Genomic DNA, 11,841 nt, shown 5'->3' with positions numbered 1-11,841 from the left:
ACTGATCTTCCGCGAGCGCCAGCACGGCTTCAGGCGCGTCGGGCGTGGCGTCCTCGCCGCCTGGCAGCGCGGCGATCTCGTCGAGACCCGCCAGTTCCCTCATCCGCTGATGAACGAAAAAAGGGGCGCACGAAGCGCCCCTTTTTTGTGTCAGACGTCATGCGATGCAGACGTCTGGTGTTCGCGATACTTAGCCGAGTTCGTTGACGAGTTCCGGCACGACCGTGAACAGATCGCCGACGAGACCGTAATCGGCCACGCTGAAGATCGGCGCTTCTTCGTCCTTGTTGATCGCGACGATGGTCTTCGAGTCCTTCATGCCGGCCAGATGCTGGATCGCACCCGAGATGCCGACCGCGATGTAAAGCTGCGGCGCGACGATCTTGCCGGTCTGACCGACCTGATAATCGTTCGGCACGTAGCCCGCGTCGACCGCTGCGCGCGACGCGCCGAGCGCTGCGTTCAGCTTGTCTGCCAGCGGCTCCAGAACCTTGGTGTAGTTCTCGCCGCTGCCCAGACCGCGGCCACCCGAGACGATGATCTTCGCGCTCGTGAGTTCCGGGCGATCGAGCTTCGTGACTTCACGGCCGACGAATTGCGCCTTGCCGTTGTCCGCTGCCGCGTCGATCTTCTCGACCGGCGCGCTGCCGCCTTCGGCTGCAACCGGATCGAACGCCGTGGTACGCACCGTGATGACCTTGACCGGATCAGCCGATTGCACCGTGGCGATGGCGTTGCCCGCGTAGATCGGGCGCTCGAACGTGTCCGGCGCTTCAACGGCCGTGATGTCCGAGATCTGCGCGACGTCGAGCTTCGCGGCGATGCGCGGCGTGACGTTCTTGCCCGCTGCCGTCGCCGGCGCGAGGATGTGCGAGTAGTTCTTCGCGATGGAGAGAACCGTGGCTTCGACGTTTTCCGCGAGGCCCTGTGCGAGTTGCGGCGCGTCGGCGAGGATCACCTTCGAGACGCCCACGATCTTCGCCGCTGCGTCCGCAGCCGCTTGCGCGTTGTGGCCCGCGACCAGCACGTGCACGTCGCCGCCAATCTTCTGTGCAGCCGACACCGCGTTCAACGTCGCGGCCTTGATCGACTGATTGTCGTGTTCAGCAATAACCAGATTCGTCATTTTTCGTTGCTCCTCACAGCACCTTGGCTTCGGTCTTCAGCTTCTCGACCAGCGTCTTCACGTCGGCGACCTTCACGCCGGCGCTGCGCTTGGGCGGCTCCGAAACCTTCAGCGTCTTCAGACGCGGCGTGACGTCCACACCGAGGTCTTCCGGCTTGATCGTTTCCAGCGGCTTCTTCTTCGCCTTCATGATGTTCGGCAGCGTGACGTAGCGCGGCTCGTTCAGGCGCAGGTCCGTCGTGACGACTGCGGGCAGCGAGAGCGACAGCGTTTCCGCGCCGCCGTCGACTTCACGCGCGACCGTGGCCTTGCCGTCGGCGACCGTGATCTTCGAGGCGAAGGTGGCTTGCGGCAGGTCCGCCAGCGCGGCGAGCATCTGGCCCGTTTGATTCGAATCGTCGTCGATGGCCTGCTTGCCGAGGATGACGAGTTGCGGCTGTTCCTTGTCGACGAGCGCCTTGAGCAGCTTCGCGACAGCCAGCGGCTGGAGGTCTTCATTCGACTCGATCAGGATCGCGCGATCCGCGCCGATTGCCAGCGCCGTGCGCAGCGTTTCCTGCGCTTGCGCGACGCCTGCGGACACAGCGATCACTTCGGTCGCGACACCCGCTTCCTTCAGACGAACGGCCTCTTCCACGGCGATTTCGTCGAACGGGTTCATCGACATTTTCACGTTGGCAATGTCGACGCCCGTGCCGTCCGACTTCACACGAACCTTCACGTTGTAATCGACTACGCGTTTGACAGGCACAAGGACTTTCATTCACATGCTCCGAAGTTACGAATACGTCAACCTGGCGGACATTATAGCGATAGCCCCGGAGGGCGCAGCTTGCCGCCAGCATTTTTCCCGCACGAACCGCTTGCTGCGGCCCGGCCAACAGTAGCGAACGATCGTGCGATTTTATGTCGAAAAAAACCCGGGCTTCAAGCCCGGGCTCCGACTGAATTCTCTATCTAATCCGTCAGCCCAGGGCTTACCACGACGCGATCACTGCGCCGCCGAACTTCTGTTCGATGTACTGCTTCACCTCCGGCGAGTGATACGCCGCCACCAGCTTCGCCGCCCAGGGCTTGTTGCGATCGGCCTCGCGGATCGCGAGGATGTTCACGTACGGGCCTTTCGGGTCCTCGATCGCGATCGCATCGGCCTTCGGCTTGAGCCCCGCTTCCATCGCGAAGTTCGTGTTGATCGCGGCGGCGTCCACGTCGTCGAGCGAGCGGGGAATCTGCGCCGCGTCCAGTTCGACGATCTTCAGCTTCCTGGGGTTTTCCACGATGTCGAGCGGCGTGGCCTTCAAACTCGCGCCGTCGCGCAGCTTGATGAGCCCCTGTTTTTGCAGCAGCAACAACGCGCGACCGCCGTTGGTCGGGTCGTTCGGCACCGCAATCCGCGCACCCGGCTTCAGTTCCGCGAGCGTCTTCACCTTCTTCGAGTAGATGCCCATCGGGAACGTGACCGTGTCGGCGAGCTTCACGAGCTTGTAGCCGCGATCCTTCACCTGCGCATCGAGATACGGCTGATGCTGGTAACTGTTCGCATCGAGATCGCCGCCCGCGAGCGCCGCATTCGGCTGCACGTAGTCGGAGAACTCCACGATCTTGATCGTCAGCCCGTTCTTCGCGGCCACGCGCTTCACCACTTCCATCACCTGCTCGTGCGGTCCGCCCGTGACGCCGACCTTGATGGTTTCGTCGGCGTGCGCCGCGAGCGGCGCGCACAGCGGGGCGATCAGCGTTGCCGCGCCGAGCGCGCTCGCCAGCCGGATCATGAAGCGTCGTTGCATGGCCAAACCTCTGTCTCGTTGATGTTATGGGCGCGGTGATCGGCGCGGTTTACCGCTGGTTTTAAGGCTTATTTGCAGCTTACTTGTGGCTCAAGCGCCGCACGAGCCAGTCGCCGAACGACTGCACGAGCTGCACGAACACGATCAGCACGACCACCACGAGCAGCATCACTTCGGGTTCGAAGCGCTGATAGCCGTAGCGGATGCCGAGGTCGCCCAGACCGCCGCCGCCGATCGCGCCCGCCATCGCCGAATAGCCGACGAGCGAGATGAACGTGATCGTGAGACCCGCCACCACACCGGGCAGCGACTCGGGCAGCAGCACCTTGAAGACGATCTGGCGCGTGCTCGCGCCCATCGACAGCGCGGCTTCGATCAGGCCGCGATCGACTTCGCGCAGCGCCGTTTCCACCAGACGCGCGATGAACGGCGCGGCCGAAATGGTCAGCGGCACGACGGCGGCCGCCGTGCCGATCGACGAGCCCACCACGACACGCGTGAACGGAATCACGGCGACCAGCAGGATGATGAACGGCGTCGAACGCACCGCGTTGACGATCACGCCCATCACGCGATTGACGGCGAGGTTCTGGAGCACGCCGTTGCGGTCCGTCAGATAGAGCAGCACGCCGAGCGGCAGGCCGATGGCGGCGCCGACCAGTCCCGAGATGCCCACCATGATGAGCGTCTCCCAGAAGGACTGGACGAACATATCGAACATTTCACTCCACATGGGACAGCTCCTCCACCACCACACCCTGCTCGCGCAGCCACGTAATCGCCTGCGCGACCTTCACCGGATCGCCCGCCGCGAGCACCGCGAGCGAGCCGAACGCCTGCCCCTGGATCTCGTCGATCTGGCCGTGCAGGATGTTGAAATCGAGTTCGAAGCGGCGAATCGTTTCCGAGAGCACCGGCTGATCGACGCCCGTGCCCGTGAAGGCGAGGCGCAGCAGATGCGCGTTGCCCTTCGCGAGACGCTCGGTCACGCGCACCTTGAGCGCGGGCGGCAGTTCCTGCGCGATCACGTCGCCGAGCAGCGCGCGCGTGACTTCGTGGCGCGGCTGCAGGAACACGTCGATCACGGGACCGCTTTCCACCACGCGGCCCGCGTCGAGCACGGCCACGCGGTCGCAGACCTGTTTGATCACTTCCATCTGGTGCGTGATCATCACGACCGTGAGCTTGAGCTCGCGATTGATCTTGCGCAGCAGGTCGAGAATCGCGCGCGTGGTTTCGGGGTCGAGCGCCGACGTGGCTTCGTCGGAGAGCAGCACTTTCGGCTTGCTCGCCAGCGCGCGCGCGATGCCCACGCGCTGCTTCTGGCCGCCGCTGATCTGCGACGGATAACGGTCCTTCTGCGCCGTGAGGCCGACGAGTTCGAGCAGCGGCAGCACCGCGGCTTCGATCTCGGCGCGCTTCATGCCCGCGAGTTCGAGCGGCAGCGCCACGTTGTCGAACACCGTGCGCGACGACAGCAGGTTGAAGTGCTGGAAAATCATGCCGATTTCGCGGCGCGCCTCGCGCAGGTCCGCGCTCGACAGCGACGTGAGCGTGCGGCCGTTGACGACGATGTCGCCCTCGGTCGGTCGCGTCAGCAGGTTGATGGTGCGCACGAGCGTGCTCTTGCCCGCCCCGCTGCGGCCGATGATGCCGAACACCTCGCCCTGCGGAATCGTCAGATTGACGTTGTGCAGCGCTTCGATCCAGCCTTGTGGGCCCGCGAAGCGCTGGGAAACGTTTCGAATTTCGATCATGGAAAAAACGAAACGGCGGGCGTGCCGCGCGCCGCCCGTGCACGCGATCGTTGGGATCGCCTGAACGCGTCGCGCCGGCAGACAGCCGCCGTTTGCTGGTCTGGAGTCAACTCGCCATTTTACCCTGGCGAGCCAAATTCCTTTTAATAATCCATTTCGATAAATTCATTACTGAAATTCATTAGAGTCCCAGCGCGGCAAAAAGCACGGAAAGCCCGGGGAAACCGCGGCTACACTCTGCCGTCAGACAAAAACTTACAACGACTAAAAGAGACAGCGGAGACAGCGCAGATGGAGACGACCCAGCCAATCAACACCGCCCAGCCCGCGGCGCGCCTGCCCGACACGGTGACGCTGCGCATCCACGACGGCGCCGAACTGCCGCTCTACGCGTGGCGCACGCGCGGGACGCCGCCGCGCGCGGCCATCGCGCTGATTCACGGCCTCGCCGAACACGCGCAGCGCTACGCCGCGCTCGCGGCGCGCCTGAACGCAGCGGGCATCGACGTCTACACGATCGACCTGCGCGGCCACGGACGCGCGAGCGGGCGGCGCGCCTGGATCAACCGGTTCGACGAATATCTGGACGACGCCCAGGCGCTGATCGCGCACGCGGGCGCGCAATGCGCGGCGCGCCACACGCCGCTCTTTCTGATGGGCCACAGCATGGGCGGCGCGATCGCCGCGCTCTATGCGATCGAACGCGCGCCGCAAGGCGGCGTGCCGCTCGCGGGCCTGCTGCTGTCGAGCGCCGCGCTCGCGCCCGGCCGCGATGTGCCGCACTGGATGATCGCCGCGAGCCGCGTGATGAGCGCCGTCTGGCCGCGCTTTCCGGCGATGAAGATCGACGACGCCCTGCTCGCGCGCGACGCCGCCGTGGTCGAGGCCAATCGCGCCGATCCGCTCGTGCATCACGGCGCGATTCCGGCGCGCACGGGCGCGGAGTTGCTGGAAGCGATGAAGCGCATCGAAGCGGGCCGCGCGCAGTTGCGTCTGCCCGTGCTGATCTGGCACGGCACCGAGGACAAGCTCACGGAACCCGACGGCAGCCGCGCGTTCGACGCGCATGTGGGGTCGCCGGATCGCACGCTCACGCTCTATGAAGGCAGCTATCACGAAACGCTCAACGATCTGGATCGCGAGCGCGTGATCGCGTCGATGGTGGAGTGGATCGAACGCCACTGCTGAGGCGGCGTTCGCTTTTTTTAACGCTCGCTTTTCAACCTTACTTCGCGCCGCGCTTCTCGATGAAGGCCTGCACGCCGTCGAGCGCCGGGTCCGTCATCATGTTGCACGCCATGGTCTGCCCGGCGAGCTGATACGCGGCCTCGATACCCATTTCGAGTTGCCGGTAGAACAGGCCCTTGCCCGCCGCCACCGCCTCGCGCGGCTTCGCGCAAATGCTCGCGGCGAGCGCCGTCACTTCGGCGTCGAGCGCGTCGGCGGCCACCACGCGGTTCACGAGCCCTTCGCGCAGCGCCTTTTGCGCGTCGATGAACTCGCCCGTCATCAGCATTTCGAAGGCCGCCTTGCGCGACACGTTGCGCGTGAGCGGCACCGAAGGCGTCGAGCAGAACAGCCCGAGATTGATGCCCGACACGGCGAAACGCGCGGTATCGGCAGCCACGGCGAGATCGCACATCGCCACGAGCTGGCAACCCGCGGCGGTGGCCACGCCGTGCACGCGCGCGATCACAGGCTGCGGCATCTTCTGGATCGCGAGCATCATCTTCGAGCAGCGCGCGAACAATTGCTTGTAGTAGTCGAGCGAAGGCGCCGCGCGCATTTCCTTGAGATCGTGGCCCGCGCAGAACGCGCGCCCCGCCGCCGCGATCACCACCACGCGCGCGTCCGATTGTGCGAGCGCGCCGAGTTCGGTCTGCACGGCGTCGATCAGCGCTTCGGACAACGCATTAAACGCATCGGGACGATTGAGCGTGAGGCGCACGACGCCGGGCACGCCATACGCGTCATGCGCGATCTCGACGAGCGGCGCGGTTTCGTGGGAAGCGTGAGCGGCAGACGACGAGGAAGACGACGACGGAACGGCAGCGGCACACATGACGCGACACTCCTTCTAACGTTGACGTGAGCGGACGCACGCAGCGCGCGCGTCCCATCTTCGAAACGAGTCGATCAGATTCCGGCGAGCACGCGCAGATGCGCCACCACGCTGCGCCCGAGCGCTGAGAGGTTGTAGCCGCCTTCGAGACAGCTGACGATGCGCCCTTTCGCATGGCGATTCGCGATATCGCAGATCTGCTCGGTGATCCACGCGTAATCGTCTTCGACGAGGCCCATATTGCCGAGATCGTCCTCGCGGTGCGCATCGAAACCCGCCGAGATGAACACCATTTCCGGCTTGAATTCGTTCAGGCGCGGCAGCCACAGAATGTCGATCGCCTCGCGCACTTCCATGCCCTTGGTGCGCGCCGCCATCGGCACGTTGACCATGTTCGGCGCCTGCTGGTCGGCGCCCGAAAACGGATAGAACGGATGCTGGAAGATGCTGCACATGAGCACGCGCTCGTCGCCGGCGAAGGCCGCTTCGGTGCCGTTGCCGTGATGCACGTCGAAGTCGATGACGGCCACGCGCGAGAGGCCATGCACGTCGAGCGCGTGACGCGCGGCGATAGCCACGTTGTTGAAGAAGCAGAAGCCCATCGCGCGCGCGGGTTCGGCGTGATGGCCCGGCGGGCGCACGCTGCAGAACGCGTTTTCGTAGCGGCCCGCGAGCACGGCGTCCGTCGCGGCGACGGCCGCGCCCGCGGCGCGCAACGCGGCCTGCCACGTGTGCGGATTCATCGAGGTGTCGGGGTCGATCGCCGCGTAGCCTTCCTGCGGCGACAGCGCGCGCAGATAGTCGATATGCGCTTGCGTATGCACGCGCAGCAGCGCCGACTCTTCGGCGAGCGGCGCGGAGCTGTCGTGCTCGATCAGCGATTCGATACGGCTCGCGATGAGCTGGTCTTCGATGGCCTGCAGGCGCGCGGGGCATTCGGGATGCCACTCGCCCATTTCGTGCAGCAGGCAGTCGGGATGCGAGAAAAAGCCGGTCGTCATGTGTCGTGCTGGCCGCCGCGCGCGCCGGGACGCACGCCGCGGGTCTCCTTCAGGTCTTTCGTCGGGGGTCGCTGCGCGGGACTGCAATCATTCCCAAACTTCTAGCCGCTGCTTTTCGTGCCGCTTTTCTGCGCCCGCGTTCGAGCGCGGGCAGTCATCACGTTACCACAGCGCACCCGCGCCAATGGGCGGCCACCGCACGCCCAGGGCCGATTCACGCAAGGTGCTCGGGTATACTGCCCGGGATTCCGTTCTCTCCTGCCCGACCTACCCGCCTCCCATGACGCTCAAGTCCGCTCTGCCTGCTTGCCGCCACGCCCGCCTTTCGTCTTTCGCCCTTGCACTGTGCGCCGCGTCGGCGTTCTGGGGCGCAGCCGCGCAGGCGCAAACGGCCTCGCCCGACGCGCTGAGCCCGCAGCACGCGCCGCTCACGCTCGCCCAGGCACAGCCGCAGACCCAGCCTCAAGTCCAGGCGCAGCCTCAAGCGCAAACGCCGCCGCAAACGCAGCCTCAAGCCGCGTCGCAAGGGCAAACGTTTGAAGAGGAAATCATCCCGCAGCGCTACGCGAACAATCCGAATGTCGATGCCTTCATCAACGACATGGTCGCGCGCTACGACTTCAACAGCGACGCGCTGCACGCGCTGTTCTCGAGCGCGAGCTATTCGGCCACGGCCGTGAAGCTCGTCACGCCCTCGCCCACGCCGAGCGCGAAGAACTGGCGTTCGTATCAGGCGCGCTTCCTCGATGCGGTGCGCATCAATGCGGGCGTGCGCTTCTGGCGCGCGAACCAGGCCACGCTGCAGCGCGCGTCCGATCAGTTCGGCGTGCCGCCCGAGGTGATCGTCGGCATCATCGGCGTGGAGACGATTTACGGGCGCTACATGGGCAACTTCCGCGTGCTCGACGCGCTCACCACGCTCGCGTTCGATTATCCCGATACGCCGAACCGCGCCGACCGCATGGCAACGTTCCGCAAGAATCTCGAGGACTATCTGGTCTGGACGCGCGACGCGCAGATCGACCCGTCATCGGTGCTCGGTTCGTACACGGGCGCGATCGGCATTCCGCAATTCCTGCCGAGCAGCATCGTCCAGTACGCCGTCGATTACGAAGGCAACAATCACATCGATCTGCGCAACAGCACGCCGGATGCGATCGGCAGCGTCGCGAACTATCTGAACAAGAACGGCTGGGAACCGGGCCGCCCGGTGGTCTGGAAGATCGCGAAGGACGCGGGCAGCCTCGGCATCGCGCAGGCGGCCGCCGACGGCAAGCCGGAACCGCGCTGGCCGCTCGTGCAGCTGCTGCGCTCGGGCCTCGTGCTCAACGAGCCGAATATCGATATCGCGGCGGAAGGCGGCACGCCCGTCACCGTCATCGACCTGCCGACGCCGGGCCGTCCGACCGAGTACATGCTCGGCCTGAAGAACTTCTACGTGCTCACGCGCTATAACCGCAGCTTCTTCTACGCGCTCGCGGTGTATCAGCTCGGCGAACGCGTGAAGGCGCAGATGCTCGCGACGCAACCGAACGTGGGCAAAGGTCCGGCGCTGAACGACAACAGCGGCGCACAGTAAGCATCGCGTTCAAACACCACGCAGCAAGCACCAAACAGAACGGGCGGCCTGTCGCAAACAGGCCGCCCGTTTTTTTCAGTGCGCACGCTCGATGCGCGAGCGATGCGCTTACGCCGGGAACACGCCCGTCGACAGATAGCGGTCGCCGCGATCGCAGATGATGAACACGATCGTCGCGTTCTCGACCTGACGCGCGATGCGCATCGCCACTTCGCACGCGCCACCCGACGAAATGCCCGCGAAAATGCCTTCGACCGAGGCGAGACGGCGCGCCATCGCTTCGGCGGCGGCCTGGCTCACGTTCTCGACGCGGTCGACGCGGCTGCGGTCGAAGATCTTCGGCATATAGGCTTCGGGCCACTTGCGGATGCCCGGAATACGCGAACCCTCTTCAGGCTGCGCGCCGACGATCTCGATCGCCGAGCTCTGTTCCTTCAGATACTGCGACGTGCCCATGATGGTGCCCGTCGTACCCATCGACGACACGAAGTGCGTGATGCGCCCTTCCGTGTCGCGCCAGATTTCCGGGCCGGTGGTCTCGTAGTGCGCGAGCGGATTGTCCGGGTTCGCGAACTGGTCGAGGATGATGCCCTTGCCGTCGCGCTGCATCTGCTCGGCGAGGTCACGCGCGTATTCCATGCCGCCCTTGACCGGCGTGAGCATGATTTCCGCGCCGTAGGCGGCCATGCTCTGACGGCGCTCGACCGAGAGGTCCTCGGGCATGATCAGCACCATCTTGTAGCCGCGAATGGCCGCAGCCATCGCAAGCGCGATGCCGGTATTGCCGCTCGTGGCTTCGATCAGCGTGTCGCCGGGCTTGATGCGGCCGCGTTCCTCGGCCTTGCGGATCATCGACAGCGCCGGGCGGTCCTTCACCGAACCCGCCGGGTTGTTGCCTTCGAGCTTCGCCAGCACGACATTGTTGCGGGCGCGGATTTCATCGTCCGGGAGACGAACGAGCTGCACGAGCGGCGTATTGCCGATCGTGTCTTCAATAGTCTTGTAGGGCATAGTGAATGGTGAGGCGCGATGACGTGCGATTGTGCGAATACGTGTACGAATACGTGATCGTTCGATTCTAAACCACGCAGCCGGGCCTCGCCGACTAGCCCTGACATCGGTGGGGACGCGCATTGGCGCGAACGGACGCTCATACGCGCGGCGGTGGCGCAAAAAGCCCGCGGCGCGGGCCGCGGGTCAACGTCGCCGAAGCGACACCTGAAGGAATCGTCCCCCTCTTTCGAGCGGGTTCGCGCGCGCCGTTGCGCACCAGCACGCGCACTGCCGCAGCGTGGCCCTACTTCTTGACGGCGACCGTGGCCGGCTGCGGCGCGGCATTCTTGCCCTGCGCGCTCTGCGCACCCTTCGCGCCTTGCGCCGCAGCGGCCGCCTGCGCGTTCGCGGGCCCAACCGACAATCCTTCGGCCTGCAGACGTTCGACGGTATGGCCGCCGAGCCCCTTCACGCGCTTGCCGAGATCGGATGCGTCCTTGAACGGACCGCGCGCGCCGCGCTCGTCGAGAATGGCCTTGGCGCGCGCGGGCCCGATGCCCTTGATGCCGCGCAACGCGTCTTCATTGGCGGTATTGACGTCCACGGCCGCGAAGGCCTGGCCGAACGCGGCAACGAGCGCTGCCACGGCGAGAAGCTTCTTGAACATGCTGGATCTCCCTTGTGCCTTCGCCGGCGACCATCGCCGGCGAGGAGAATCCAGTTTAGGGAGCAACGATCCCGCGTTACACCTGGCCGGACAGCCAACGTACGTAACGATCGACACCCTCTTGCACCGTCAGGAACGGCGCGTCGTAGCCCGCTGCGCGCAGCTTCGACTGGTCGGCCTGCGTGAAGCACTGATATTTGCCGCGCAGCGCGTCCGGGAACGGGATGTACTCGATCAGGCCTTCCTTCACCTGCTCCGCCAGCGAGAGCGCCGGCTTGCCTTCGAGCGCGCGCAGCGTGTTGACCACGCTCGTCGCGATATCGTTGAACGGTTGCGCGCGGCCGCTGCCGAGATTGAAGATGCCGCTCTTTTCCGGATGATCGAAGAAGAACAGGTTCACCTTCACCACGTCTTCCACCGACACGAAATCGCGCGTCTGCTCGCCCGGCGCGTAGCCGTTGTACTCGCCGAACAGCTTCACGCGGCCTTCGGCGCGGAACTGGTTGAAGTTGTGGAACGCCACCGACGCCATGCGCGCCTTGTGCGTCTCGCGCTGGCCGTAGACGTTGAAGTAGCGGAAGCCCGCGATCTGGCTCTGCGCCTTGGGCAGCACGCGGCGGATCACCTGGTCGAACAGGAACTTCGAATAGCCGTACACGTTGAGCGGCGCTTCCACGTCGCGCTCCTCGACGAAACGGCTCGAACCGCCGTAAATCGCCGCCGACGACGCATACAGAAACTGCGTGCCCTGCGCGAGACACGCGTCGAGCACCGCACGGCTGTAGCGGAAGTTGTTGTCCATCATGTAGCGGCCGTCGGTTTCCATCGTGTCCGAACAGGCGCCTTCATGGAACACCGCACGCACCTTG

General features: G+C 65.2%; 12 protein-coding genes. 2 read left to right on the top strand and 10 right to left on the bottom strand.

Annotated features, from left to right (window positions below; translation table 11 throughout):
- Nucleotides 1–190 precede the first annotated feature (190 nt).
- The 5 genes from LDO54_RS23200 to LDO54_RS23180 all read right to left on the bottom strand — a co-directional run bounded on the left by LDO54_RS23200 (nucleotide 191) and on the right by LDO54_RS23180 (nucleotide 4,670).
- Entirely contained in the window at nucleotides 191–1,126 is a 936-nt protein-coding gene (locus LDO54_RS23200) for an electron transfer flavoprotein subunit alpha/FixB family protein (RefSeq protein ID WP_224013017.1), read from the bottom strand.
- Nucleotides 1,127–1,139: 13 nt separating this feature from the next.
- Complete coding sequence (locus LDO54_RS23195; RefSeq protein WP_224013016.1) at nucleotides 1,140–1,889, bottom strand: electron transfer flavoprotein subunit beta/FixA family protein; 750 nt, start codon at nucleotides 1,887–1,889, stop codon at nucleotides 1,140–1,142.
- Between the two features lie 214 nt (nucleotides 1,890–2,103).
- On the bottom strand, nucleotides 2,104–2,913 hold the full coding sequence (locus LDO54_RS23190) for a MetQ/NlpA family ABC transporter substrate-binding protein (protein ID WP_224013015.1): 810 nt from the start codon (nucleotides 2,911–2,913) through the stop codon (nucleotides 2,104–2,106).
- Nucleotides 2,914–2,992: 79 nt separating this feature from the next.
- Nucleotides 2,993–3,646, bottom strand: a complete 654-nt coding sequence (locus LDO54_RS23185; RefSeq protein ID WP_224013014.1) for a methionine ABC transporter permease — start codon at nucleotides 3,644–3,646, stop codon at nucleotides 2,993–2,995.
- Nucleotides 3,636–4,670 carry a methionine ABC transporter ATP-binding protein gene (locus tag LDO54_RS23180; protein WP_224013013.1) on the bottom strand — a complete coding sequence of 345 codons (1,035 nt, stop codon included), beginning with the start codon at nucleotides 4,668–4,670 and terminating at the stop codon, nucleotides 3,636–3,638. The genes LDO54_RS23185 and LDO54_RS23180 overlap by 11 nt, the downstream gene beginning before the upstream one ends.
- Before the next feature lie 354 nt (nucleotides 4,671–5,024).
- On the opposite strand from LDO54_RS23180, the gene LDO54_RS23175 reads away from it, so the two are divergent.
- Nucleotides 5,025–5,858, top strand: a complete 834-nt coding sequence (locus LDO54_RS23175) for a lysophospholipase (protein WP_436975662.1) — start codon at nucleotides 5,025–5,027, stop codon at nucleotides 5,856–5,858.
- A gap of 37 nt (nucleotides 5,859–5,895) precedes the next feature.
- Here LDO54_RS23175 and LDO54_RS23170 read toward each other — a convergent pair whose 3' ends face one another.
- Both LDO54_RS23170 and LDO54_RS23165 read right to left on the bottom strand, forming a co-directional pair.
- On the bottom strand, nucleotides 5,896–6,732 hold the full coding sequence (locus LDO54_RS23170; RefSeq protein WP_224013011.1) for an enoyl-CoA hydratase: 837 nt from the start codon (nucleotides 6,730–6,732) through the stop codon (nucleotides 5,896–5,898).
- A 74-nt stretch (nucleotides 6,733–6,806) separates the two neighbouring features.
- The gene (locus LDO54_RS23165; protein ID WP_224013010.1) at nucleotides 6,807–7,733 is read right to left on the bottom strand and encodes a histone deacetylase family protein; all 927 of its coding nucleotides are present in this window, start codon (nucleotides 7,731–7,733) and stop codon (nucleotides 6,807–6,809) included.
- A 280-nt stretch (nucleotides 7,734–8,013) separates the two neighbouring features.
- Here LDO54_RS23165 and mltB point away from each other — a divergent pair, with 280 nt between their 5' ends.
- The gene (mltB, locus tag LDO54_RS23160) at nucleotides 8,014–9,312 is read left to right on the top strand and encodes a lytic murein transglycosylase B (RefSeq protein ID WP_224013009.1); all 1,299 of its coding nucleotides are present in this window, start codon (nucleotides 8,014–8,016) and stop codon (nucleotides 9,310–9,312) included.
- A 108-nt stretch (nucleotides 9,313–9,420) separates the two neighbouring features.
- Here the strand turns inward: mltB and cysM are convergent, their stop codons facing one another.
- From cysM to rfaD, 3 genes are all read right to left on the bottom strand, one after another.
- A complete protein-coding gene (gene cysM, locus LDO54_RS23155) occupies nucleotides 9,421–10,323 on the bottom strand; it encodes a cysteine synthase CysM (RefSeq protein ID WP_224013008.1) in 903 nt (300 codons plus the stop codon).
- 286 nt (nucleotides 10,324–10,609) lie between these two features.
- Entirely contained in the window at nucleotides 10,610–10,972 is a 363-nt protein-coding gene (locus LDO54_RS23150) for a ComEA family DNA-binding protein (protein ID WP_224013007.1), read from the bottom strand.
- 76 nt (nucleotides 10,973–11,048) lie between these two features.
- A partial coding sequence (gene rfaD, locus LDO54_RS23145; RefSeq protein ID WP_224013006.1) for an ADP-glyceromanno-heptose 6-epimerase occupies nucleotides 11,049–11,841 on the bottom strand: 793 nt, incomplete at its 5' end.

Origin of the sequence: Paraburkholderia tropica, assembly GCF_914484835.1 — a bacterium.
Taxonomy (GTDB): domain Bacteria; phylum Pseudomonadota; class Gammaproteobacteria; order Burkholderiales; family Burkholderiaceae; genus Paraburkholderia; species Paraburkholderia tropica_A.
This window is presented reverse-complemented; position numbering and strand designations above follow the sequence as displayed.